Annotated in this window: 23 protein-coding genes; 11 read left to right on the top strand and 12 right to left on the bottom strand. The window is 53.7% G+C overall.

Going from position 1 to position 24,429, the window contains the following annotated elements:
* Position 1: 1 nt before the first annotated feature.
* The 5 genes from pyrR to gshB form a co-directional block, all read right to left on the bottom strand.
* On the bottom strand, positions 2 to 514 hold the full coding sequence (pyrR, locus tag QWJ10_RS04510; protein WP_019364348.1) for a bifunctional pyr operon transcriptional regulator/uracil phosphoribosyltransferase PyrR: 513 nt from the start codon (positions 512 to 514) through the stop codon (positions 2 to 4).
* Positions 511 to 972: a Holliday junction resolvase RuvX gene (ruvX, locus tag QWJ10_RS04515; protein ID WP_019364349.1), complete on the bottom strand. Its 462-nt coding sequence runs from the start codon at positions 970 to 972 to the stop codon at positions 511 to 513. The genes pyrR and ruvX overlap by 4 nt, the downstream gene beginning before the upstream one ends.
* Positions 973 to 1,542, bottom strand: coding sequence for a YqgE/AlgH family protein (locus tag QWJ10_RS04520; RefSeq protein WP_289924584.1), 570 nt, complete (start codon positions 1,540 to 1,542; stop codon positions 973 to 975). It abuts the gene before it with no gap.
* A gap of 51 nt (positions 1,543 to 1,593) precedes the next feature.
* Positions 1,594 to 2,487: an energy transducer TonB gene (locus QWJ10_RS04525; RefSeq protein ID WP_122041887.1), complete on the bottom strand. Its 894-nt coding sequence runs from the start codon at positions 2,485 to 2,487 to the stop codon at positions 1,594 to 1,596.
* Between the two features lie 108 nt (positions 2,488 to 2,595).
* Positions 2,596 to 3,558, bottom strand: a complete 963-nt coding sequence (gshB, locus tag QWJ10_RS04530) for a glutathione synthase (protein WP_010795390.1) — start codon at positions 3,556 to 3,558, stop codon at positions 2,596 to 2,598.
* Positions 3,559 to 3,787: 229 nt separating this feature from the next.
* Here gshB and pilG point away from each other — a divergent pair, with 229 nt between their 5' ends.
* From pilG to QWJ10_RS04570, 8 genes are all read left to right on the top strand, one after another.
* Positions 3,788 to 4,195, top strand: coding sequence for a twitching motility response regulator PilG (gene pilG / locus QWJ10_RS04535; RefSeq protein ID WP_010795389.1), 408 nt, complete (start codon positions 3,788 to 3,790; stop codon positions 4,193 to 4,195).
* A gap of 39 nt (positions 4,196 to 4,234) precedes the next feature.
* Positions 4,235 to 4,600, top strand: a complete 366-nt coding sequence (gene pilH / locus QWJ10_RS04540) for a twitching motility response regulator PilH (RefSeq protein ID WP_010795388.1) — start codon at positions 4,235 to 4,237, stop codon at positions 4,598 to 4,600.
* 24 nt (positions 4,601 to 4,624) lie between these two features.
* The gene (locus QWJ10_RS04545; protein WP_019364353.1) at positions 4,625 to 5,161 is read left to right on the top strand and encodes a chemotaxis protein CheW; all 537 of its coding nucleotides are present in this window, start codon (positions 4,625 to 4,627) and stop codon (positions 5,159 to 5,161) included.
* A gap of 183 nt (positions 5,162 to 5,344) precedes the next feature.
* Positions 5,345 to 7,375 carry a methyl-accepting chemotaxis protein gene (locus tag QWJ10_RS04550; RefSeq protein ID WP_010795386.1) on the top strand — a complete coding sequence of 677 codons (2,031 nt, stop codon included), beginning with the start codon at positions 5,345 to 5,347 and terminating at the stop codon, positions 7,373 to 7,375.
* 30 nt (positions 7,376 to 7,405) lie between these two features.
* The gene (locus QWJ10_RS04555; RefSeq protein ID WP_125887761.1) at positions 7,406 to 8,290 is read left to right on the top strand and encodes a CheR family methyltransferase; all 885 of its coding nucleotides are present in this window, start codon (positions 7,406 to 7,408) and stop codon (positions 8,288 to 8,290) included.
* Positions 8,291 to 8,309: 19 nt separating this feature from the next.
* On the top strand, positions 8,310 to 15,368 hold the full coding sequence (locus QWJ10_RS04560) for an Hpt domain-containing protein (protein WP_289924585.1): 7,059 nt from the start codon (positions 8,310 to 8,312) through the stop codon (positions 15,366 to 15,368).
* Positions 15,361 to 16,383: a chemotaxis protein CheB gene (locus tag QWJ10_RS04565; RefSeq protein WP_019364357.1), complete on the top strand. Its 1,023-nt coding sequence runs from the start codon at positions 15,361 to 15,363 to the stop codon at positions 16,381 to 16,383. Before QWJ10_RS04560 ends, QWJ10_RS04565 begins: the two co-directional genes overlap by 8 nt.
* Positions 16,384 to 16,394: 11 nt before the next feature.
* Positions 16,395 to 16,874 (top strand): chemotaxis protein CheW, encoded by a 480-nt coding sequence (locus tag QWJ10_RS04570; RefSeq protein ID WP_010795382.1) that lies wholly within the window; start codon positions 16,395 to 16,397, stop codon positions 16,872 to 16,874.
* A gap of 36 nt (positions 16,875 to 16,910) precedes the next feature.
* On the opposite strand, the gene QWJ10_RS04575 is transcribed toward QWJ10_RS04570, so the two are convergent.
* The 5 genes from QWJ10_RS04575 to QWJ10_RS04595 all read right to left on the bottom strand — a co-directional run bounded on the left by QWJ10_RS04575 (position 16,911) and on the right by QWJ10_RS04595 (position 19,849).
* Positions 16,911 to 17,630 carry a 16S rRNA (uracil(1498)-N(3))-methyltransferase gene (locus QWJ10_RS04575; protein WP_010795381.1) on the bottom strand — a complete coding sequence of 240 codons (720 nt, stop codon included), beginning with the start codon at positions 17,628 to 17,630 and terminating at the stop codon, positions 16,911 to 16,913.
* A 167-nt stretch (positions 17,631 to 17,797) separates the two neighbouring features.
* Complete coding sequence (locus QWJ10_RS04580) at positions 17,798 to 18,145, bottom strand: HopJ type III effector protein (RefSeq protein ID WP_122041892.1); 348 nt, start codon at positions 18,143 to 18,145, stop codon at positions 17,798 to 17,800.
* Positions 18,142 to 18,435 carry a DUF1244 domain-containing protein gene (locus QWJ10_RS04585; protein WP_010795379.1) on the bottom strand — a complete coding sequence of 98 codons (294 nt, stop codon included), beginning with the start codon at positions 18,433 to 18,435 and terminating at the stop codon, positions 18,142 to 18,144. Before QWJ10_RS04585 ends, QWJ10_RS04580 begins: the two co-directional genes overlap by 4 nt.
* A 35-nt stretch (positions 18,436 to 18,470) precedes the next feature.
* Positions 18,471 to 19,181, bottom strand: a complete 711-nt coding sequence (gene folM / locus QWJ10_RS04590; protein WP_197870887.1) for a dihydromonapterin reductase — start codon at positions 19,179 to 19,181, stop codon at positions 18,471 to 18,473.
* Between the two features lie 95 nt (positions 19,182 to 19,276).
* Complete coding sequence (locus tag QWJ10_RS04595) at positions 19,277 to 19,849, bottom strand: antibiotic biosynthesis monooxygenase (RefSeq protein WP_197871142.1); 573 nt, start codon at positions 19,847 to 19,849, stop codon at positions 19,277 to 19,279.
* 280 nt (positions 19,850 to 20,129) lie between these two features.
* Here QWJ10_RS04595 and QWJ10_RS04600 point away from each other — a divergent pair, with 280 nt between their 5' ends.
* Positions 20,130 to 20,582 carry a flavodoxin gene (locus QWJ10_RS04600; RefSeq protein ID WP_019364363.1) on the top strand — a complete coding sequence of 151 codons (453 nt, stop codon included), beginning with the start codon at positions 20,130 to 20,132 and terminating at the stop codon, positions 20,580 to 20,582.
* Between the two features lie 86 nt (positions 20,583 to 20,668).
* On the opposite strand, the gene QWJ10_RS04605 is transcribed toward QWJ10_RS04600, so the two are convergent.
* Complete coding sequence (locus QWJ10_RS04605) at positions 20,669 to 21,571, bottom strand: LysR family transcriptional regulator (RefSeq protein WP_019364364.1); 903 nt, start codon at positions 21,569 to 21,571, stop codon at positions 20,669 to 20,671.
* Between the two features lie 88 nt (positions 21,572 to 21,659).
* On the opposite strand from QWJ10_RS04605, the gene QWJ10_RS04610 reads away from it, so the two are divergent.
* Both QWJ10_RS04610 and QWJ10_RS04615 read left to right on the top strand, forming a co-directional pair.
* Positions 21,660 to 22,034, top strand: coding sequence for a CidA/LrgA family protein (locus tag QWJ10_RS04610; protein ID WP_010795374.1), 375 nt, complete (start codon positions 21,660 to 21,662; stop codon positions 22,032 to 22,034).
* Positions 22,027 to 22,710 carry an LrgB family protein gene (locus QWJ10_RS04615; RefSeq protein ID WP_125887754.1) on the top strand — a complete coding sequence of 228 codons (684 nt, stop codon included), beginning with the start codon at positions 22,027 to 22,029 and terminating at the stop codon, positions 22,708 to 22,710. Before QWJ10_RS04610 ends, QWJ10_RS04615 begins: the two co-directional genes overlap by 8 nt.
* 33 nt (positions 22,711 to 22,743) lie before the next feature.
* Here QWJ10_RS04615 and QWJ10_RS04620 read toward each other — a convergent pair whose 3' ends face one another.
* Positions 22,744 to 24,369 carry a methyl-accepting chemotaxis protein gene (locus tag QWJ10_RS04620; protein WP_125887753.1) on the bottom strand — a complete coding sequence of 542 codons (1,626 nt, stop codon included), beginning with the start codon at positions 24,367 to 24,369 and terminating at the stop codon, positions 22,744 to 22,746.
* Positions 24,370 to 24,429 lie beyond the last annotated feature (60 nt).

A 24,429-nucleotide genomic window follows, 5' to 3' on the forward strand; every position in this document is an offset into this window, starting at 1 on the left:
GTCAAATAGCAGAAGAAAGGGCTTTTCGTTCAAAGGCCAGGGGAGTGGGCCCTGTCAGCTTGATGCGTTCATCCGGACTTAAGGGGAGCGTTTGGCCAACGATGTCCGGGCGAATAGGAAGTTCGCGCGCCTCCAGATCCAGCAGGCAGACAAGGGTCACGCTGGCTGGTCGGCCATAATCGAACAATTCATTCAATGCCGCACGAATAGTGCGCCCGGTCATAAGCACATCGTCAACCAGAACAAGGTGCCTGCCTTCTATTTCAAAGGGGAGGGCAGAGGGTTGTACCTGTGGATGCAACCCATTCTGAGTAAAGTCATCCCGATAGAATGAAACATCCAGGGTGCCTAGAGGCCATTCATTCTGAAGAGCATCCAGTAGCGCTTGAGCAACCCAGACGCCTCCGGTTCGGATTCCCACCAAGCAGGGTTCGCTAATACCCTTACGCTCAAGGTGGCGAGTCAATTGATCCGCCATTTGCGGAATTAGATCGGTAGGATTCGGGGTGCTCATGCATTCTCCTGCGGAGGCTCGGGTTTGACCGTCTCGGCTTGGGCAGTAAGCCAGCCTTCAAGGAGCATGGCAGCGGCCAAGGCGTCGACAGGGCGCTCACGGTAACCATCACGCTGGCCTTGGGCAAGACGTACACCCTTGGCTTCGTATGTGGTCAGGCGCTCATCGTGGGTGTAAACAGGTAGATTGAATCGACCATTGAGGCGTCGTGCGAATTTCTCCGCACGTGTACTCATCTCGCTAGATGTACCGTCCATATTCAATGGAAGGCCCACTACCAGCGCATCGGGTTGCCACTCTTTAAGCAGGCTCTCAACCTTCGACCAGTCCGGCACACCATTTTGTGCTTTGAGAATGCATAGCTCTCGAGCTTGGCCTGTTACAGGCTGACCCACCGCAACGCCTATCTGGCGCGTGCCGTAGTCAAATCCCAGTACCAGCTTAAATGAGGAAATCATTCAGGCATGACCCGATTGGCTGGTCAATAAGGATAGGTTGATACCTAGCTGGGCCGCTGCTGCTTTCAAACGAAGCTCACTGGGAACATCGAACAGAATGGATGGGTCGGCCTCGCAGGTAAGCCAGGCATTTTCAGCCAGCTCGACTTCAAGCTGGCCTGCTTCCCACCCGGCGTAGCCCAGGGCAATCAGGTGCTGCTCGGGCCCGTGGCCATCGGCTATGGAAAACAAGATGTCCTGAGAGGTGGAAAGTGCCAGCTCACCCAGCCCCAGTGTTGCCTGGAATTGCGGACCGGATGGATGAAGAACAAAGCCGCGCTCGACTTGCACTGGTCCGCCGTTATAAATGGCAGTGCTTCTAGAGGAAAGCGGCGGCGCTTCATCAGGGCGCAGCTGTTCCAGAACATCTTCCAGATTTAATGCGCTGGGCTTGTTGATGATAATGCCCATGGCACCATCCTCGCCGTGCTCAACCAGATAGATGAGCGTCTGGGCAAAGTTGGAGTCCGCCATGTGCGGCATGGCGATCAAAAGATGGTTTTTGAGGTATTGCGGAGTGCTAGCGTTCATGCTGCTAGTTTCTAGCTTCACGTAGGAAGCTTCAAGCCTAACTCAACAACATTATTGGCTGGCGAGTCGGTCTCCACGCTCAAAGCGCCATGTCCGTATGATTTCAAGCCTGTCGATATCGCTGAGGTCTCCGCTAAACGGTGCAAATGGCGCAGCCAGGCGCACAATGCGCAGGGCGGCCTGATCAAGCACGGTTTGTCCAGAGGACTCGAGGATTTGAACCTCGTAAAGCGAGCCGTCTCGGTTGATAGAGACCAGCAGGCGAAGACTTCCGTAAAGTCGTTCGCGGCGGGCTTGTTCTGGATAGTTCAGGTTGCCGACTCGCTCGATCTTCTTGCGCCAGTCTTCCTTGTACCAGGCGCCTTTGTCCTTCATGGTAGAGGCTGCATTGATCCGGTAGATCTTTGGCCGCTTGGCATACTGCTGACGCTCCTGGGAAAGCTGGGCCTCAAGGCTGGCTATTTCGCTTGAGATCTGAGAATTATCAAAGTGAGGTGTTTCTCGGGCGACAGCTTCAGGCTCGGGTTTTTCTTTCCGGGTAGATGCCTTGTCCTGGCGTGCCGACTTGGTCGTGACGGCGGCCTTAGGGGTCTTGGGTTCAGTGGTTTGCCGAGGGGAAGTCGGCTTGACGGCAGGCTTTATCTCGCTGTCTTTGAATGGCACCTCCTCTGTAGTGCTAGGTGCCAGTGCCTTATCAAGCGTGCCGCTACCCTGCTGATTTTCCTGGGCCAGAAAATCCGCTTTCTCCGGCGCCTTGTCGCTCTTGAATGAGGCGAGTGTAATCTCAAGTGACTTGCTGACTTCACTAGGTTCCGGCATGGAAAAGCCCAAACCCAAAATCAGAACGACATGAACCAGTGCCGCTATAAAGAGGGTAAAGCCAAGGCGGTCTGCAGGGCGAACGGCAGAGGCGGCAGGCAGCGTATTTGGGATAGCGGCATTCATGATGAGTAGTTGAGATTACGCTATGAGAAAACTGCTAACCGGCAGGACGATCCTGTCGTGCCGGTTGATGACTATTTGAGGAAGTCTGAAGAGAGTTGGGACAAATGTCTATCGTCCAGGTCTCATCGCCACCTTCTTTTCGATGACATCCATCAGCCGCTCAGCGATGCGGGTATCGTAGGCGTTATCAATTTCCCGAATACAGGTAGGGCTGGTCACGTTGATTTCCGTCAGATGCTCGCCAATTACATCCAGTCCTACAAATAGTAGGCCACGCTTGCGAAGCTCAGGTCCTACCTTAGCCGCGATCTCCCTGTCCCTGTCAGACAAGGGCTGCGCGACACCCCGGCCACCCGCCGCCAGATTGCCTCGGGTTTCGCCTTGAGCCGGTATTCTGGCAAGGCAGTACTCCACGGGTTCGCCATCGATCATGAGTACACGCTTGTCGCCACTCTTGATAGCCGGTAGGTAGCGCTGCGCAATGATCTGTTGTGTTCCGTGCTGTGTCAGCGTTTCCAGTATGACCGACAGGTTCGGGTCGCCTTCGCGGTGTCTGAAGATGGACGAGCCACCCATTCCATCGAGCGGCTTGAGGATGACGTCCTGATGGGTTTGGGCAAATTCCCGAATCAAGTCGGCACGGCGACTGACCAGTGTAGGGGGTGTCAATTCTGGGAATAAAGTGGCAAAAAATTTCTCATTGCAGTCGCGAAGGCTGGAGGGCTTGTTAACAATCAATGATCCTTCCCGCTCTGCCTGTTCCAACATATAAGTAGCATAGACATACTCATTGTCGAAGGGTGGATCCTTGCGCATCAGAATGACGTCTAAGTCTGCAAGAGGAATGTCCAGCTCATCATGCAGGTCGTACCAGTGTTCAGAATTTTGATGTACCTTCAATAAACGGCAGCGCGCACGAGATTTGCCGTCAAGGTGGTACAGGTCCTGCATCTCCATGTAATGTAGTGTCCATCCACGCGCCTGAGCAGCCCACAACATGGCAAGGGAACTGTCTTTTTTGTAGGCAATATGGGCAATGGGATCCATAACTATCCCGATGCGTATGCTCATTGATCGATTCTCCAAAGCAAACGGTTTGACGGCTCTGATCGGCCGACACTGATGAATGCTCAGAGTGGCGATAGCGCGCTTAGTTATCAAGAAAAACCGGTAGTCCGGTGGTTAATAGATAGACCCTGTAGACTGTGCTAAAAAGATTCGATTTCCAGTCGATAGCTTAAAAGGGCTGGAATGCATTGATAAAGGCGTCATAACTCGCCTATGTGGTGGTAAAGCAAACATGGAACAGTACTCCGAAGGTCTGAAGGTAATGGTAATCGATGATTCGAAAACGATTCGTCGAACCGCCGAGACGCTTCTCAAGAAAGTAGGCTGCGAAGTTATTACTGCCGTCGATGGATTCGATGCGCTCGCAAAAATTGCGGATAACCATCCCAACATCATTTTCGTTGATATCATGATGCCTCGTTTGGACGGTTATCAGACCTGTGCGCTTATCAAGAACAATAGCGCATTCAAATCGACGCCGGTCATCATGCTTTCTTCGCGTGACGGCCTCTTTGACAAGGCTAAGGGTCGGATCGTTGGGTCCGATCAATACCTGACCAAACCGTTCAGCAAAGAAGAGCTGATTGGCGCAATAAAAAACCATGTGCCTAATTTTACCCCAGTCGAGCATACGTCCTGAGGCGTCTGGTTCGTGGTACTGACCAAGTAGGATTCGAAAATGGCTAGAATTTTGATAGTCGATGATTCACCGACTGAAATGTACAAGCTGACCGCCATGCTGGAAAAGCACGGCCATCAGGTTCTCAAGGCTGAAAACGGTGCTGATGGCGTTGCCTTAGCTCGTCAGGAAAAGCCCGATGTCGTTCTGATGGACATCGTGATGCCCGGTCTGAACGGTTTTCAGGCAACCCGCCAGTTAACCAAAGACAGCGAAACCAGCCAGATCCCTGTCGTTATCGTGACGACCAAGGATCAGGAGACCGACAAGGTCTGGGGCAAGCGTCAAGGTGCGCGTGATTATCTGACGAAGCCGATTGATGAAGACACATTGTTGAAAACCTTGGCTGGTGTACTCAGCGCTTAAGGTCATTCAAGGCAGGATCTTCATATGAATGGAAGCCATACTCCTTATACCCTTTTCGCTCAGATCGATCAGCGATGCCGGGACCTGGCGGCGGGATTGCCTGCTCAGCAGGAGGTGGTGCGCTCATGGAGCGGGGTCGGGTTCCGCATGGGAGGCCGTCTGTTTGTTGCTCCAATGGGGGAGGTGAGCGAAATTCTCCATGAGCCTCGTTATACCCTTTTACCTGGCGTTAAAAACTGGGTGAAGGGTGTAGCCAATGTTCGCGGACGCTTGCTTCCCTTGATGGATCTCAATGGATTTCTGGGCGGCGAGTCATCGTCTATTCGTGCTCAGCGCCGTGTTCTGGTTGTTGATCACCAGGACATTTATGCTGGACTGATCGTCGATGAAGTGTTTGGTATGCAACATTTTTCAATCACTTCCTTCAGTGAAAAGTCCGCTGCGCCGATAGAAAAGCTAGAGGCTTTCATTCACGGGGTTTTTACCCGGGAATCGGAGTGGTTGGTTTTCAGTCCACACGCACTGGTTCAACACCAGCAGTTTTTAAACGTTGCCGCTTAGCGCACAACGTAACATCAGTATCGCCACGCTTCTCTGTATAAGACATGCAGGCGGACACATCCATGCTGAACGAGAGCCAGTCAAGCTGGCCATCTAATTGCATGGGCAATGGATTGTGGGGCCAAATGAATTGGCTTTATCACAAAGGAATATGCAATAAACCGGTCCAGGCGGGGGCCAGCAATGAAGAAAACGAGTACGGGGAAAACGAGTCCTTTGGTCGCCGGCCTTTTTGTCGCGCTGATCATTTCAATTGTTCTGCTTTTCGCAAACTTCGCGTATCTCAGTACGCAAGCCAACCACGATAAGCAATATCTTGAGCATGCGGGTGAGTTGCGTGTTCTCTCACAGCGTATTTCCACCAACGCAAGTGAGGCTGCAACAGGTAAGCCCGAGGCATTCAATCAGCTTAAGGCGGCTCGTAACGAGTTCGAAAGACGCTGGGATATCTTGCGTAACGGTAATGAGCTAGCAGGTTTGCCGCCTTCTTCATTGTCTGTTGCCCCACAAATGGAAGCGGTACAGGCTGAATGGGATCGTGTCCGGAAAAGTGCGGATGACATTACGGCCAGTGAACAGACCGTACTATCATTGCATCAGCTTGCGACTACGCTTGCCCAGACGATTCCCCAATTGCAGGTAGAGTACGATGAGATCGTTAACATCCTGCTGGAGCGTAAGGCACCCGCTGAACAAGTAGCGGTCGCGCAACGTCAGTCACTCCTGGCTGAGCGTATTCTCGGTTCGGTTAACAAGGTGCTGGCTGGCGATCAGTCTGCTGTTCAGGCCGCCGATAGTTTCGGTCGTGACGCCAGTATGTTCGGCCGTGTCTTGAACGCGATGCTTGAAGGCAACGCTTCGATGAACATCGCAAAAGTGACTGACCCTGAAGCTGTTAGCCGTTTGAATGAGGTTAACGAGCTGTTTGAATTCGTTTCCGGCAACGTGGACGAAATTCTAGGTACGTCTTCTGAACTGCTTGTCGTTCGTGAAGCAGCCAACCAGATTTTTGCCAGTTCACAGCAGCTTTTGACCAAAGCGTCAGATCTGGCGCAAGGTTATGGCAATGTAACGGCTGAGCGACGTATCAACGTCCTCGGTAACTACGTTCTGGGTCTTATCGCATTGGTATCGATTATTTCAATCGGTCTTATCATTGTAAAAGAAGCACGTCAGCGTCTGGCTGAAACCAATGAAAAGAACCAGCGTAACCAGGCTGCGATTCTTCGCTTGCTTGACGAAATTGCAGACCTTGCCGACGGTGACCTGACCGTAGAGGCAACCGTTACCGAAGACTTTACAGGGGCGATTGCTGACTCGATCAACTACTCGATCGACCAGTTGCGTGACCTGGTTAAAACCATTAACCAGACAGCGGTTCAGGTATCGGCAGCTGCTCAGGAAACTCAGTCAACCGCTATTCATTTGGCGGAGGCTTCCGAGCATCAGGCGCAGGAAATCGCCGGGGCTTCTGCCGCCGTTAACGAAATGGCAGTTTCTATTGACCAGGTATCGGCTAACGCCTCCGAGTCGACTGCGGTAGCAGAGCGCTCTGTATCCATTGCAAACAAGGGCAACCAGGTCGTACATAATACGATCGTGGGCATGGATAACATCCGTGAACAGATTCAGGACACCTCCAAGCGGATCAAGCGACTGGGTGAGTCCTCTCAAGAGATCGGTGACATCGTTAGCTTGATTAACGACATTGCCGACCAGACAAACATTCTGGCTCTTAATGCGGCCATCCAGGCTTCGATGGCTGGTGATGCGGGTCGCGGCTTCGCCGTGGTAGCCGATGAAGTTCAACGTCTTGCTGAGCGCTCCTCTGGCGCAACCAAACAGATCGAAGCCCTTGTAAAAGCGATTCAGACCGATACCAACGAAGCTGTTATTTCCATGGAACAAACGACCTCCGAAGTAGTTCGCGGTGCCTCTCTGGCCCAGGACGCGGGTGTGGCGCTCGAGGAAATTGAAAAGGTTTCCAGAGCGTTGGCAGGTCTGATCCAGAACATTTCCAATGCTGCGCGTCAGCAGGCGTCGTCTGCAGGTCACATCTCGAACACCATGAACGTCATTCAGGAAATTACTTCGCAAACCTCTGCCGGTACTACCGCTACCGCTCGTAGCATTGGAGACCTGGCGAAGATGGCGAATGAAATGAGACGTTCGGTTTCGGGCTTCAAGCTGCCAGAAGATCAGTCTCCTAGCTAAGTGCACAGCTCGTACGGAGCGGCGAGAGGTATGGACGCTATCGCAACGAATGTCGAGCATCCCCAGGGCTGGAGTTTCCAGCCCTCGATGGAAATGCTGCCAAGCGAATTCATCGCTTGGCAGCATTTGCTTGAAAGTCGTGTCGGGATTGTTATCGACATCGCGAGGCGTCCATTTTTTCAGACCCATTTGACGAGCCGCATGCGAGCGCTGGGTATCAACGATTACGCAGACTACTATCGATATGTAACACGGGGAGTGACGGGCGCAAGGGAATGGGCTGATCTGCTGAATCACTTAACCACGCAGTTCACTCAGTTTTTTCGCCACCTTCCTTCCTTCGAGACGTTGGAGGCTTATTTGAGTCAGCGTATCCAATTGGACAGCGAGGCAACCTTATCTTTGTGGAGTGTGGGTTGCTCCAGTGGAGAAGAAGCTTACTCAATGGCAATAACGGCCTCAGAGACCTTCCGCAAGGCGGGTTTATCTGAGCGCTACGGTGTCTTTGCTACAGACATTAGTTCACATGCCTTGAACAACGCTCGTCTTGGAATATATGCCTCTGAGAAAGTTAAGCATTTAGATAGTTCGCTGCTTGATCGCTATTTTTCAAATCATGCAGATGGAACGTTTTCCATAGCTTCCGCTTTGAAAGCTCGCCTGTGTTGCGCGCGATTGAATGTGCTCGAGCTTGGTAGAACACCCATATCTGGCATGGATGTCATTTTCTGTCAAAACCTGCTCATTTATTTTCGTCGGTGGCTTCGTAAAGACATTCTCAATCAGCTTGTCAGCAAGCTGAACCCCGGCGGACTTTTAGTAATTGGCGTGGGAGAGGTCACTGGCTGGAGTCATCCAGACCTGATCCCGGTCGCTGATGAGCATGTTTTGGCTTTTACCCGCAGGGTAGCTTAACGGTATGAATGGAGTGAATATGGCAGATCGGCACGATTATGTCGCTCTGGAGTGGGTGAAGGGTGAGATTGCCGAAACGCTGAAGCAAGCCCAGCATGCACTTGAAGCTTTCGTTGAGAATCCTCAGGACACTACCCGGATTCGCTTCTGCCTGACCTACATTCACCAGGTCCACGGCACCCTGCAGATGGTCGAGTTCTATGGCGCGGCGCTGCTTGCCGAAGAAATGGAGCGGCTGGCCGAGGTGCTTCAGAACGATCCGGCAGCAGCCCAGAGTGATGCCCTTGAAGTTCTGATGCGAGCCATCTTACAACTTCCATCCTATCTAGATCGCATTCTCGGTGCCCGTCGCGACCTGCCGATGATGGTGCTGCCGCTTCTGAACGAACTGCGTGCAGTCAGAGGCGAGAAGCCTTTATCCGAGGTTAACTTCTTCTCGCCAGCTTCTCCGCCCTTTGTACCGCTTCTCGAGCCCGAAGAGCTGGCTCGCAGACAAGCAACCGATTGGCCGGTAGTCGTACGCAAACTCCGTCAGGTTTTACAAGTTGCACAAGTCAGCCTGTTCCGTAACCAAGGTGTTGCCAGTCACCTCAATTATCTGACGAAGGTGTTCGAGCGTCTTGAGCAGTTATGCGCAGGCAGTCCGCTTGGTGAGTTGTGGCCAATGGCTTCTGCTCTTATTGAAGGGCTCAGCGCTGGCGTCTTCGAGAACGATAGCGGTGTACGTGTGTTTCTGCGTCGCATCGATAATGAGCTGAAGCGGCTGCTGGCAAACGGAACAGCGGCACTCAATGTGCCAGCTTCTTATGATCTGACACGCGATCTGCTTTTCTATCTGGGCCAAGCTACAAGCGATACGCCCCGGGTCAAGGAAATAAAGGCTCTCTACAAGCTCGAAGAAGCGCTGCAGATTTCAGGGCAGGGTGATACTGGAAACAATGGAAGCATTGGTCCGGATCGCGATGCGATGCGCTCCGTGGTGACAGCTCTATGCGAAGAGCTGGTGCGTATCAAGGACAGCCTTGATTTGTATGTACGTAGCGACCGTCAGCAGTCTAGCGAGCTGGGCGCACTGCTGCTTCCCTTGAAGCAAATTGCAGACACGTTGGCTGTCCTGGGCTTTGGCCAGCCGCGTCGCGTCATTCTAGATCAGATCGATCAGGTCTCGGCGCTGGCCGCTGGGGATGTGCCCAGTACCGATTCTGCGCTCATGGATATCGCAGGTGCGTTGCTTTATGTCGAGGCAACACTGGCGGGCATGATTGGCGTGACGGATCATGGCGATGATGAGGAGTCTCATCTTCCCACGACAGACGTTGCCCAGGTACATCAGCTTGTCATTAGAGAGGCGCGTAACGGTCTTGAACAGACCAAAGATGCCATTATCGAATTCATAGCCTCTCAGTGGAATCATGAGCATTTGTTGCCGATTCCCCAGTTGCTGACCCAGGTTCGAGGCGGCCTGGGCATGATTCCTCTGGAGCGTGCAGCAGGCCTGGTTGAGGCATGTAATCGCTATATTCAGCAAGAGCTCCTGGCTCGCCAGGTCGTTCCAGACTGGCAGAGCTTGGACACGTTAGCGGATGCTATTACCAGTGTCGAATATTACCTTGAGCGTCTCGCTGACGACTCCAATGCACAGCAGGAGCTGATTCTTGATGTAGCGGAGGAGAGTATGGAAACCTTGGGTTATCCCCTGGTATCCAGTTCCACTGATGTGCCTCTGGTTGTAGAGGAAGTAGCTACAGAGCCGACGCCGGACGCAAGCGCTGACACCGCGATGAGCGATGCTGATGCAAAGGTTGAAGAGCCTGCACACGCTGAAGCGGTTGATTCGCTCGAAAGCAGCTCTCCTGAAGCCAGCACCGCTTCTGGTGTTGACGGCCTACAGGAGGACGCCACATCACTTGAGCCGACGGCGGAGGAGGCGCTTTCTCACGAGCCCTCGACAGAGCCAGAACTGCCTGCCGACGCAGCTGCCGGTGCCTTGGAAACCAGTGATGACGCGCAGGAAGCCACTGCGTCTCTGGATGCAACGCAGCCGACTAAGGCTGAGGCGTTACCTGAACACGTCGATACAGTAGCTGACGCCTCTCTCCCTAGTCATGGCGAAGAGACAGGTATGGATCTGGGGGAAGTCATGGCCTCCCCTGTGCAGGCTATCAATCCGCCTGCAAAAGAAGTTCCTCCCTCTATTCTTCCTCCTCCTGTTGATGAGGAGCCTGTCGATGAAGACTTGAGAGAGGTCTTCATCGAAGAGGCAGAAGAAGTACTTGAAACGCTTAACACGTATATTCCCCGCTGGCTGACTAATGCCTCGGATCGTGAAGCGTTATCTGAGAGCCGTCGAGCCTTCCATACCCTGAAGGGCAGCGGGCGCATGGTGCGCGCCTTGATCATTGGCGAGCTCTCATGGGCAGTTGAAAATCTTCTCAACCGTGTCATCGACCACAGTGTAGAAACCTCTGCCGATATTCAGCATGTAGTAAACGAGGTCGTACAGCTACTGCCGCAGCTGATTGATGAATACGAGTTGAATGCTCAGCGTCAGCGTAACGATGTCGATTACCTTGCAGCAGCGGCTCATGCGCTGGCCCGCGGGCTTCCGATTCCAGACGCGCTTGAGTCTTCTGAACAGGTAGAGCCTGCTTCTGAGGTTGAGCCCGGTTCTCAGGATGAAAATGCTGACGTCGAGGCTCCGGTTACGGCTGTAGACCATGCTGAAGAGCCAGAGCCAGAGCCAGAGCCAGAGCCAGAGCCAGAGCTTAGCCTTGAAGCTGATGACGAAAAGTCGCTGGATGCGCAGGTCACAAGCGAGCCTGTGCTTGAAGAGCTGCCTGAGCGTGAAAATGTTGATCCGTTGCTACTGGATATCTTCCGTAATGAGGCGGAGGCTCATCTTGCAATAATTGCGGAATACCTCGAACAGGCGGACCCTGAGGTACCTCAACAGGTTACTGATAATCTGCTGCGTGCCTTGCATACCCTCAAGGGTAGCGCTCATATGGCAGGTATTTCAGCGATTGCTGACCTTGCTTCGTTGTTGGAGCGTGTTGTTAAGGAATACAAGGCAAGCCATACACCGTTTGGCTCTGAAGAGCAGCAGGTACTGGCGGATGCAGCGTATTCGATAGAGGACGGCCTCAGACAGTTGAGTGACGACCATATCGATATTCAGCTTATCGATAATGATGCCTTATTGGCTCGATTGCAGGATCTGCTGGAGCAAAGATCCGAGCAGACCGCTTCGATCGATGCGGCAGAGTCGAATACGCATCACAACCGTCAACGTCTCTCCGATTTTCTTATCGAGAGCATGGATATCCTGCTCAAGGCCGATGGGCTGCTAGAGGCCTGGCAAGCAACGGGTGATGATGCTCATCATGCTGCCGCGCTGTCTGCTGAGTTTACTCATTTCTCTGATCGGGCCGCTAACGCGGGACTTTCAGACGTGGAGGCGTTGAGTTCGGTTCTTTGCGAGGTCTATCAATCTTGCATTAGTGCGCATATTCCTCATCGCGACGCGTTCTTCGAAGAGGTGCTGGCTTCCCAGGAAGCCTTGGTCAGCATGCTTAACCAACTGGCCGTGGGGCTTAGAGCCACACCTCAGGGTGAGCGCATCAATGCATTGCATTTGCTTCTTGCTGAACTGGATGCTACTGAGACTGAGACTGAGACTGAGACTGAGACTGAGACTGAGACTGAGACTAAGGCAGTGTCGGCTGATCATATCGATCCGGTAGTCGAGTCCTCTGCGATCAGTACGGCCGAGCCCGTTGCACAGGCTCCTGCTATTCCAGTTGACGATGAGCTTGACAGCGAGATGGTGGCCATCTTCCTGGAAGAGGCGGTCGACCTGCTTGATAGTGCTGGGCAGGCACTTGAGCGCTGGTTCAAGGAGCCGACCAACCATAACAATCTCTGGATTCTGCAGCGCGACCTACATACCCTCAAGGGCGGGGCGCGGATGGCTGATATCGAGCCCATCAGCCTTTTGGCCCATGAGCTTGAGACGTTATACGAGGGGCTTGTTGACGGTCGTTACCAACCAAGTGACGACTTAAAACCGCTGCTCCAGCGTTGTCATGACCGCTTGGCTCAGCAGCTTGACCAGTTGCAGAATCATCAAGCGCTTAGTCAGCCTGATGACCTGATCGATGCGATTCAGGCCTATCGGCAGGGTATACAGCGGACGCAGCAGGTCGAGCAGGATGAAGACGCTGCGTATTCCGAGGACACGTCAACGTCAGAGGTACAACCTTCCGAGCCTCTGGACGAGACTGACGAGGAACTGATCGATATTTTCCTTGAGGAAGGTTTCGATATTCTTCAAAGCGCGGCAGGTTCTCTGCAACGTTGGCAGATGGACACGCATAACAGCTTTGAGCTGGAAGCCTTGCAACGTGACCTGCATACGCTCAAAGGCGGTGCCCGTATGGCTGACATCACACCCGTCAGCGATTTGGCCCATGAGCTTGAGTTCCTATACGAGGGATTGAGTGCAGGACGCCTCCGTTCAAGTGAGCACTTGTTTAGCCTTCTACATCAAAGCCACGATCTGTTGCTTGAGATGCTGGAAAGTGTCCGTAACCGCCAACCTGTACCGTCTGGTCAGCGTCTGGTGGAGGCCATTCATGCTTTCCGTACCAGCACGGATCAGCAGTTGGAGCATCCTGTCAGCATTACATTGCCGCCTGCTCAAGTAGAAGACTCCGATGAAGACGAAATTCTGGAGATCTTTATCGAGGAGGCTGAGGACTTGCTCACCAATATGGAGTTGGCGCTCCATCGTTGGGAGGAAGTCGAAGGCTCGAATGAGGCCGTTGATGATCTGCTGCGCTGCCTGCATACCTTGAAAGGTGGTGCTCGTCTAGCAGGCCAGTTCGCACTGGGTGACCAAGCCCACTTGCTTGAACAGGAGCTGGGGGACGCCAGCCCATTAAACGGGCCCGTTGCCTCGGACCGTATTGTTGAGTTGAAAGGTAAGGCCCATGACGGCTTGGCTGATCTAGGGGCACGAATTGCGGACCTGCGTGAACATTTCACCGCAGCGCCCATGCCTGCATTGGCTGTAGCGATTGAACCTGAACCAGTGAGCGAGCCCGAGCAACCTCTGGAGGTGCTTGCCCCTGTCATGGCCGCCGCACCGCAAGAGTCCAATGATCAAGTTCAGGTGCTGCCTTTCGTACAACGGGCGCAGGAAGCGGCGCGCAAAGACAGTAACCGTCGAGCTCCTCAGGAATTGGTACGCGTTCCGGCTGATCTGCTCGAAAACCTGGTTAATCTGGCCGGTGAGACTTCCATTTTCCGAGGTCGTGTCGAGCAGCAGGTTAGTGATATCGGTGCCACGCTCAGTGAGATGGAAGCAACCATTGAGCGGGTCCGCGATCAGCTACGTCGCCTAGATACCGAAACGCAGGCCCAGATCCTCAGCCGTCACCAGGATGAGCATGAGCGTGCGGGCTATGAAGAGTTCGATCCATTGGAAATGGACCGATATTCGCAACTGCAACAGCTGTCCCGCTCCTTGTTCGAGTCGGCGTCTGACTTGCTCGATCTGAAAAACACACTGGCATCCCGTAACCGTGATGCGGAGACCCTGCTATTACAGCAGGCTCGCGTCAACACGGAACTTCAGGAGGGCCTAATGCGTACGCGCATGGTGCCTTTCGACCGTATGGTTCCACGTCTGCGCCGCGTTGTTCGGCAGGTGGCGGGTGAGCTGGGAAAGCAGGTTGAGTTTGAGGTAAACAACCCCGAAGGCGAAATGGATCGCAATGTGCTGGAGCGTATTGTCGCTCCGCTCGAGCACATGCTGCGTAACGCGGTAGACCATGGTATCGAAAACAGTGAAGCACGTAAGGAAACAGGCAAGCCCGAAACGGGCAATATCCACCTCTCCTTGAGTCGTGAGGGCGGTGATATTCTGCTGACGCTTTCTGACGATGGCCGTGGTATCGATTTGTCTGCGGTACGTCGCAAAGCCATAGAGCGCGGCCTGATGGATGAGGGCAGTGAGCTTTCCGAGCAGGAAGTCATGCAGTTCATCCTGGAGTCGGGCTTCTCCACCGCTGCACAGGTGACTCAGATTTCCGGACGCGGCGTTGGTATGGACGTGGTCCACTCCGAGGTTAAACAATTGGGTGGAACCATGGGTATTCACTCGGTTGCAGGAGAGGGAACGACCTTTTCGATCCGTTTGCCCTTTACGGTGTCGGTCAACCGGGCACTGATGGTGCACTCTGGCGAGGACCTGTATGCAGTTCCGCTGAACACAATCGAAGGTATCGTTCGTGTGTCGGCGACGGAGCTGGAAGCTTACTATCAGGCCGGTGCTCGTTCCTTCGAGTATGCAGGCCAGACGTATGAGCTGAAATACTTGGGTGAGCTGCTGGAAAATGGGCAACGGCCTAAACTGATCAACCAGCCGCTTCCCTTGCCGGTTATTTTGGTGCGCTCGAATGACCATGCCGTGGCTATACAGATCGACAGCCTGGCCGGTTCGCGAGAGATCGTAGTAAAGAGCCTAGGCCCACAGTTTACCGGCGTGCATGGTATCTCTGGCGCTACGATTCTAGGGGATGGTCGAGTAGTCGTGATTCTTGACCTGCTGGCCTTGATTCGCAGCCGCTATGCTCGTGCCGTTGGCGCGCCGGCCGACCTGTCTATTGCGATAGACTATGCCGTGGAGACCGAAGTTGAGCGGCCGACACTGGTTATGGTGGTTGACGACTCGGTTACGGTTCGCAAGGTGACTAGCCGTCTGCTTGAACGGAGCGGGATGGACGTGATTACCGCTAAGGATGGCGTGGATGCGATTGCTCTACTTCAGGAGCGCAAGCCCGATATCCTGTTGCTTGATATCGAGATGCCGCGGATGGATGGCTTCGAGGTGGCTTCACTCGTGCGTCACGATGAGCATCTCAAGGACCTGCCTATCATCATGATTACGTCACGCACAGGCGAGAAGCACCGTGATCGTGCTTTCACTATTGGCGTAAATCATTACCTAGGCAAGCCGTACCAGGAAAATGAGCTTCTCAATCACATCCAACAGTTGGTCAAGGTAAATGACTGAGAAAGCAATAGTTCGAGTTGCCATTCTGGCTGATACCTCGTTGCAACGGTATGTGTTGCAACAGGTATTGGCTGGCAACGGCTATCAGGTGGTATTCAACAGCGATCCGACGCGCCTTGATGTGGAAGCCTTGCGAGCCTGTGAGACGGATCTTTGGCTGGTGGATCTGGCTGAGTCGGAAGACTCCAACGTGCTGGAGGATCTGCTTGAACATACCTCTACGCCCGTTCTCTTTGGAGAAGGCCAGGCACCTGAGTTCAGCTCGGATCTTTTCCCGCGCTGGGAGCGCCGCCTTATTACTAAGCTGAAGCATTTGGTGGGTGATACGACCGAGGCAGTTGGTCCGAGCCTTCAGGCGCTTCTGGCTGATACCGAGCGTCCGGAGCGACTGAGTTTGCCAGCGTCTCTGGCTTCAACACCCTTGCAGATGGGGGAGTCTGCCAAAGAGGTATGGCTGTTGGCCGCATCGCTGGGCGGACCGGATGCAGTAAAGGCTTTTCTTGACGCTTTGCCAGGCGGACTGCCGATTGGCTTTCTTTATGCGCAGCATATCGATGCCAATTTCGAGGCGACACTTCCAATGGCGGTAGGTCGCCACAGTCAATGGCATGTACAAATTGCGCAGCCGGGACTTGAGGTCAGGTGTGGTGAGGTCATAGTCGTTCCAACACAGAACGAGCTGAGCTTTCGTAATGATTCCAAGCTGGATGTCCTGAGCCGCAAATGGCCGGAGCCCTATACGCCTTCGGTCGACCAGATGATGCTCAATCTGGCTCAACATTTCGGTTCGCGTTGCGGCATGATCATTTTTAGTGGCATGGGTAATGATGGTAGCAGCTCGGCAGCCTATATGCGCCGAAGAGGTGCGGAGATATGGACTCAAAGCGCCGACAGTTGTAGTTGCGCCAGTATGCCAGAGACACTTCGAGAGGCAGGATTCTCTTCGTTCACGAGTGATCCGCGGGGGCTGGCCGAAGCGCTGGTCAACCGCCTAGCCAAGCAGCATGCTCATTGAAAGGAGTTCCTATGAGCCAAACACCAGCACTCACAAGCACACCTGAAAACCTGACAGGACTGCTGCTTTCTCTTACGGACCGCACGCTTTTGCTGCCTAACGTTGCTGTGGCTGAGTTGATACCGTATCGACCGGTTGCCAAGCTGGCCGATCAGCCTGACTGGTGTTTGGGGCAGGTAGCGTGGCGAGACCTTCGGCTCCCGCTGCTCAGCTTCGAAGCCGCCTCGGGAGCGCCGTTGCAGTTTGACCGTAACAGTACGTCAGCCCGGGTCGCGATCATCAATGCCTTGGGAGGGCGTGCTCATGTGCGTTTCCTGGCCATCCTCGTGCAAGGTATTCCACGTTCCATGAGAGTTACACCTGACCTTGAGTCGGCTGATGTTCCTCTGGATCCTCTGGAGCTGGCAGCTGTGAAGCATCAGGGTAGTGTAGTGAAGATTCCCGATCTGATTGCGCTGGAAGAAAAGCTGGCTGAAATCGGAGTGATCTAATCAGAAAGCCCGGTTGAGACCAGGCTTTCTAACCTTCTAGAAGTCTCCCCAGAGCTGCTGTGCTACAGCCAGCGCCACAACCGGCGCTGTTTCAGTCCTGAGTACACGCGGTCCCAGACGTGCAGAAACAAAACCGGCCTTTTGGGACTCTGCCACCTCGTTATCAGTAAGACCACCTTCTGGGCCTATCAGAAAGGCGAGACTAGAGGGTGGCGTGTGGCTGGTAAGCGGCTCCGCAACGGGATGAAGTACAAGCTTCAAATCGGCCTCGACCTTTCCAAGCCACTCGGCTAGCGTGACGGGGGCATGGATGATAGGGAGGGTTGAACGTCCGCACTGCTCACAGGCGCTAATGGCGACCTGCTTCCAATGTAGAAGACGCTTGTCGGCTCGCTCATCTTTCAGGCGCACCTCGCAGCGCTCCGTCATGACAGGAGTGATTTCGGCAGCGCCCAGTTCTGTCGCTTTTTGTATAGCCCAATCCATTCTTTCCCCTCGGGAAAGACCTTGCCCTAAATGGACACGAAGCGTTGATTCCTCCATTCCGGAAAAGCGCTCCTGTATGTCCACGTGCGCCGATTTTTTCCCGATCTCGGTTAGCACTCCCTTGTATTCATAGCCAGACCCATCGAATAGCTGTACGGCTGTACCCGAGGTAAGACGTAATACACGTCCCATATAATGAGCCTGTGCTTCAGGGAGGATCTGTTGCCCGAGTGAAAGGGGAAGGTCGACGTAAAAGCGAGATAGGCGCATTGGCATTCACAGGTTTAGAAAGCAGTCGCTGCCTATTATTACTAACCCATGAGCTGAAGGCACGGCTTGATTCAATTAGGTAAGTAGGACCTAGCCACTGAACGCGAACAAGTTATGAGCAACACTGTTGCGCCTTGATCGTTTCGGATCAAGGCGCAAGCGACAGATCAAACCGACTGTTTTGCTGCCAATGGCAGCTGGGCGAAGCGGACGCCTGCCAGACCATGAGTGATCAGCGAGCGGATGTTAGCGTGATCAGCACCTTCAGGAGTCGCAATAACGCTACGGTAATGCTCCCCAAAGGCCAACAGGGCTTCCTGTGTCTCGAAGCTCTCTAGCAGCGCAAGGCCTAGAGTTTTGCAGGAGCCTTCATTTTGGCCAGCTGCGTTTTCTACCGAACCATTTACAAAGGCTTGAGGCGTGTAATCATAGTGCTCTGCAATGAAAGCCAAAGTATCGGCGAACAGATGCTCATCACTACGAAGCCGAGCGCGAAAGGTCTCGAGGGGAGTCATGGCTTGGCACTCTCCTTGAAAGCAGCAGCCTGTTCAGGTGTGGCTTCCTTCTGGTAACGCGATTTCCACTCGGCATATGGCATTCCATAGACGGCTTCACGTGCATCGTCCATGCTCAGTTCCACGCCCTTTTCATCTGCCGCCGCCTTATACCATTTCGATAGGCAGTTCCGGCAAAAGCCTGACAGGTTCATCAGGTCGATGTTTTGTACATCGGTACGCTTGCGCAAATGTTCTACTAGTGTACGAAAGGCCGCAGCCTCCAGCTCAATGCGCTCTTGTTCGGTCATGGATCGATTCCTCCAAAAATGAATGCCTGGGACAATTAGGCATTCTTTGAATGACGCAGGTGGCGGCCACCATTGGCCGTAACCGTACTGCCTGTTGTATAGGTGGACTGCAATAGATAGGTCACAGCCTCGATGATCGGCGCTGCTCCAGGCTCATACGGAAGTAGAGCCTTTTTCAGCGTAGCCTCCTGATAATCAGCACTGCTGCCTTCTTTGAAAATGAGGAGGCCGGGAGCAATGGTATTCACTCTGACAGTAGGTGCGAGCTTTTCAGCGAACGACAGGGTCATGTTACTCAACCCCGCCTTGGTCGCTGCATAGGCGATGTGATTCTTGCTGCCCCGGGAGGCACTGTCGTCACAAATGTGAATGATATCGGCGCGCGTACCGGCAAGCAGGAGCGGCTCCAGAGCCAGGTTCAGGTGATACGGCGCTTCGAGATGCACCTGATACATGGTCTGGAAATGATGAAGCGAGTCGTCCAGCCAAAGCGATGCATTATGAATGATGCCGCGCAGGCTTTTGGCATAAGTGAGTACATAGTCGATAAACCGTTGCCTGTCTTCAACGGAGGTCAGGTCTACCTGAACAGGGTAAACATTTTCCAGCGTCACCAGCTCGCCAGGATCGTTGCGGTACGTGGCTACGATCTCATACCCCTGACTGCTCAATGTCTTGGTCAAGGCAAGGCCGACTCGTTTATTGGCGCCCGTGATAATTAGCGGGGCAGCAAACGTGTGATGCATGGCATGGGGCTCCGACAGACGAAAGGGCTGTCTGCTAGAGATTCGATACTCTGCAGACAGCTTTCGATTATCGCAAACCCTTCACCATCGTGACATCATGAATGACGGGTCGTAGCAGGCCGGAGTGTTCTCCGGCGAGCCTGCGAGGCATCACTGTTGAGCCAGCCGGAAAGCAGGCGAGTTACCCAGGGGATAAAGAAGCACACCATGATAGGGGTCAGGATCAGGGTGCTGAGCAATATTCTGGGTACCAGTGGCAAGCCAGCCAACCTGTCGCCTAACAAGGCATTGAATAGCAGCGATACGGGAAAGAACGCAAGCCAGACAGCTATGCTTTGCTTCCAGCGAGGGGGTGTGCGGCGGGCATCGCCAAACCAGGTATCAAGACCCTGTGCACGCAGCTCCTGCGGTTGCTCGAAGAGATCCTTGCCCCGCTCAAGCCAGTGCTGACGCGTCGAGGAGTACTCCCACGCACTTAATGTCTGCTCATTGGAAAAACGAAACACGATCTGGACTTCATTATCGCCTGGCGGTGGGGAGAGGACGCCCGATCCAAGATAGCCTTCATAGCAGGTCGCCAAGCGCTCACCTTCGCGGAGCCATTCGAGAAAATTATCGTAACAGCCATCGGCGACACGGCGAGCCACCATCAGGGTGACGGGATGCATCATAGAACTCTCCACATGCAACTATCCGGATAGGACGGTCTGATCACACAGCGCCGGGTAGGCACTGCGGTCGAGAACAGGAAGCGACTCGTTTTGGAGTGCTTCGATCGCCTGAGTATCAGGCTGTGCAAGCATATACAAGGTTCATTCCATTTGCGTTAAATGCCGATGAGCGCTGGCTAGACCTAAGTAGTAGGCGTCATGTCAGTGCAAGAAGCGCTGTGTGTGAACCAAAGGGCAGCATGGTAAGGTTAGGCATACCAGTGATTAAGGAGGTGTCATGAAGGTCGCCATTTTATGTGGCTCTGTTTACGGCACGGCTGAGGAGGTCGCCAGGCACGCCAAGCAGATTCTGGAGGCAGGTGGGCATGAGGTCTGGCTCAATTTGCGTGGAGGACTGGACGATTTGCTGGCTTTCGATGCCGATGCGTTTCTTGCCGTGACATCGACAACCGGAATGGGAGAGCTGCCGGACAACGTACAGCCGCTTTACTATGCGCTGCGCGATACGCTTCCGGATTGGCGGGGCAGGCCCGCAGCCGTGATCGGTTTGGGGGACGCCAGCTACGGCGATACTTACTGTGGTGGTGGCATGCAAATGCAGGAGCTATTTGCCGAGCTTGGACTGCAGGAAGTGCTGCCTATATTAAAGCTCGATGCCAGTGAAACCGTTACTCCCGAAACAGACGCGGAGCCGTGGCTGGACCGTTTGATAACGGCCTTGATCCCCTGAGGGGAACGGCAGTCTGCTAGGTCATCAGGCGCTTATGGCTTAATGACTATGTTGTCATGGCAGACTCTAACTCAAGATATTCAGACTCAAGTATCCAGTTTGCCGAATTGCTCCAGGCTGACTTCCTGCATGAGATCGAGCCAGGCTCTTGCCGCCCGGGAAAGGTATGCACCACGCCGCCAGATAAAGGAGACGTCCCACCGAAGGTCAGGTTGGGTCAGAGGAATGCGTACGACATCGGGACGTATCAGCTTTTGAGCCACGATTCGGGGTAGGAGGACAACACCTTGTCCTGCGGCTGCTAGTGCTATCAGAAAGTCTGCCTGTCCACTTCTGCCGCCTTCTTGGGGCGTAAAGCCCGCTTCGCGGCACGCCTGTAACAGTCGATCGTTCAAGGTATAGCTCTGCTGATATAGCAAGAAGGGCGTAGCGGCCAGCTCCGCTAATGCCAATCGGGGCCTATTGGCCAATGGATGAACACATGACAGCACGGCATCCAAAGACTCATTGCAAAAAGGTTGATAATCAAAAGAAGGATCATTAGGGGTAAGACAGCCACCAATCTCTATATCACCCTTGATGACCAGCTCTTCCATGAGCTTGCTGCCACCTTCCACCAAGTGAACCGTAATTTGCGGATAGCGCTTACGGTAGTGGGAAAAGGGTGCTGCAAACAATGTTTCTGCACCCAGAATGGGCAGCCCAACGCGCAGTTGTCCTTGACCCAGGCGGGCTAGATCATCCAGCTCCGTCAGCATTTCGCGGTGTTGGCGCAATATGTGCTCAGCATGTTTGAGCACAACATGTCCTGCATCGGTCAATTGTAGGGCGGGGCCCGTCCGATCCAGCAGACGCAACCCCAGACTTTGCTCCAGATGGGCAATCTGCTTGCTGACGGTCGATTGAGTCGCGTGAAGCACGCGTGTACTGGCGGTAAAACCGCCCTGGCGTACAACTTCGATAAACACGCGGAGTTGTTTGAATTCCATTTTGGAATGGCTCTGATTCTAATAATTCGCTTCTGGGATAGTAAGGCCGGGCGTATCCTTGGAGCCAGTTAAACGTAATGGATGTCTTATGGTTCCCCGTTACATGCGGACGCTGGTTGAGTTGGCTGTGTTGTTAGGTATCTGGTGGCTAGGCGGATGGCTTGGGCAGTATTTCGGTTTGCCTATCCCGGCAGGTGTTCTAGGTCTGGCGATCCTTCTGCTGTCTCTTGCGCTGCGAGTGATAAAGCCAGAGTGGCTTGAAAGCGGTGCCCGTGTGCTGGTCGGTGAGATGCTGCTGTTTTTCATCCCAGCGCTGATGAGTCTGCTTGATTATGGGCCTCTAGTCCGGGAAGAGGGCATCCGTATTCTTATGGCGGTGTGCTTCAGCACGCTTCTGGTCATGATCAGTACCGCTTTGACGGTGGAATGGATGTTTCGTCGCAGGAGCCGCCAGGATGCTTGATTGGACTGGCGTGTTCTGGCTGCTTCTGACGTTGGGTGGGTATATCCTGAGCCGGATGATTTACAAGCGCATCAAGTGGTATGTGCTGGCCCCTATTGTCTTTGTGCCGACTATTCTTTACCTGATTGCCATTCCGACAGGCACGAGCTATGCGCAGTATTCCCACTACACCGGTTGGCTGATCGGCCTGCTTGGGCCGGCTACCGTCGCGTTTGCCGTACCGATCTGGCAGCAGCGTCGACTTCTGGTCCGTTATTGGCGAGCACTTATGGCCGGCATTGTAGTAGGCAGCTTTGTGTCAATCTTTAGCTCTTGGGCATTGGCCCATTTGCTGGCTCTGGAAGCGCCTGTCACGTTATCCCTGCTGCCACGCTCGATTACGACACCGTTTGCTATGCCTATGTCCAAGGATCTGGGGGGCGTACCTGAACTGACCGCTGCTTTCGTATTGGTCACAGGTGTTTTTGGCGCTGTGGTAGGCAGTCTTCTTTTGCGCTTTCTTCCGTTGCGCTCTGCTCTGGCGCGAGGTGCGATGTTTGGCGTAGGTGCCCATGGTGCCGGTACAAGCCGCGCTTACGAAGTAGGCATTGAGGAGGGGACAGTGGCCGGACTGACGATGGTACTGACCGGCTTGTTCAATCTGCTGGGCGCCCAGCTGCTGATCTGGGTGCTTTGATGGAGGGGGTGCATCCTTGCACCGCGTTCATCCTTAAACCTTGAAATGAGATACCAAGGTATTCAGCTCAACAGCCAGGCGCGACAGCTCCTGGCTGGCTGCCGTGGTATCACGAGCACCTTCCGAACTCTGGACTGACAAATCCCGAATATTGACCAGATTGTGGTCCACTTCGCGGGCTACCTGTGCCTGCTCTTCGGCTGCGCTGGCAATGACCAGGTTGCGCTCGTTAATCTCGCTGATGGCGCGGGTGATTTCTTCCAGAGCTTCGCCGGCACGACGAGCCACTTCCAGCGTAGAACCTGCTCGGGTCGTGCTGGACTCCATTGAGTTCACGGCCTGCTCAGTGCCATTCTGGATACTCATAATCATTTGCTCAATTTCACGAGTCGACTCTTGGGTACGATGCGCCAGAGCTCGTACCTCGTCGGCGACGACAGCGAAGCCGCGACCTGCCTCTCCCGCACGGGCCGCTTCAATAGCGGCGTTGAGTGCTAGCAGGTTGGTCTGGTCAGCCAGGCCACGAATCACATCAAGCACCTTGCCAATATCGCGTGATTGACTGGCAAGTTCACCGACCAGACATGCGGTCGTCTGAACCTCCGAGGTCATGTGCTCAATGGACGAAACGGTCTCCAGTACGCGACCCTGACCTTCCTGAGCCGCACTGGCAGAGTGCTTGGAGGCTTCGGACGTTGTCATGGCATTGCGAGCCACTTCTTCTACCGCCGAGCTCATTTCTGTTACGGCCGTTGCAGCCATCTGGATTTCGTCATTTTGGCGATTCAGACCACGAGCACTCTCGTCAGTGATGCTGCTAAGCTCTTCGGAGGCGGCAGCCAGCTGGCTTGATGAGCTTGAGATACGCTCGAGCGTATGACGCAGCCTTTCCTGCATGGTGCGCATAGCCATTAAAAGGCGAGCAGGCTCATCGTTTCCAGTAACCTGAATATGCTTGGTCAGGTCACCGCTGGCAATCTCTTCAGCGGCACGCAGAGCCTGATCAACCGGTTGCACGATGCTGCGGGTCAGCAGCCAGGCCAGGAGTACGGTCAGTAATGCAACGATGACCAACAAAGTAATAGCGGTAGCGACAGAGGTGGAATAGCTCTGGGCGGCATTCTGATTCATTTCCTTTGTTGCGTCAGTATTGTACTGAATGAGCTTGGCCAGAATAGCGTTAATGGCATCAGAGTTTTTAAGTAATTCTTCGTTCAGAACGATCTTGAGTTCATCAAGCTGGTTAGCCGAAGAAAGCTCCAACATACGATTTTTCAACTGAAGGTAATCACTCCAGAGCTTTCGAAATTCGCTGTATAAAGCACGTGTAGTATCTGATGAGATTAACCTTTCATAGTTAGCGCTAGCTGTTTCGACTTGACTAGTGCGCTGGTCAAACAGTGCCAACGTCTTTTGTAGATTCTCTGGCTCACGGTTGATAAGCAAACGGTATGAAAGGACGCGTAGGCGCAGGGTTAATGATGTAATGTCATCAAGGCTCGTTACGCTAGGAAGTACGTTCTGCTCAAAAGTAACACTGTTCTGGCGTATATCACGCATCTGATAGAGCGAGAAAATGCCTAGAAAAAGAGTGAGTACAGCTATGAACGCAAACCCCAGGAAAGCACGAGGTGCGATATTTAAGTTACGAAGGGTCATTGCTTAGGTCCTGCTAAGTACAGCGTAAAGGAGGTTGCTTGACTATCGGCTGTGCTTGGC

This window comes from Pseudomonas sp. WAC2, from assembly GCF_030403525.1.
In the GTDB taxonomy this organism is placed as follows: Bacteria; Pseudomonadota; Gammaproteobacteria; order Pseudomonadales; family Pseudomonadaceae; genus Chryseomonas; species Chryseomonas luteola.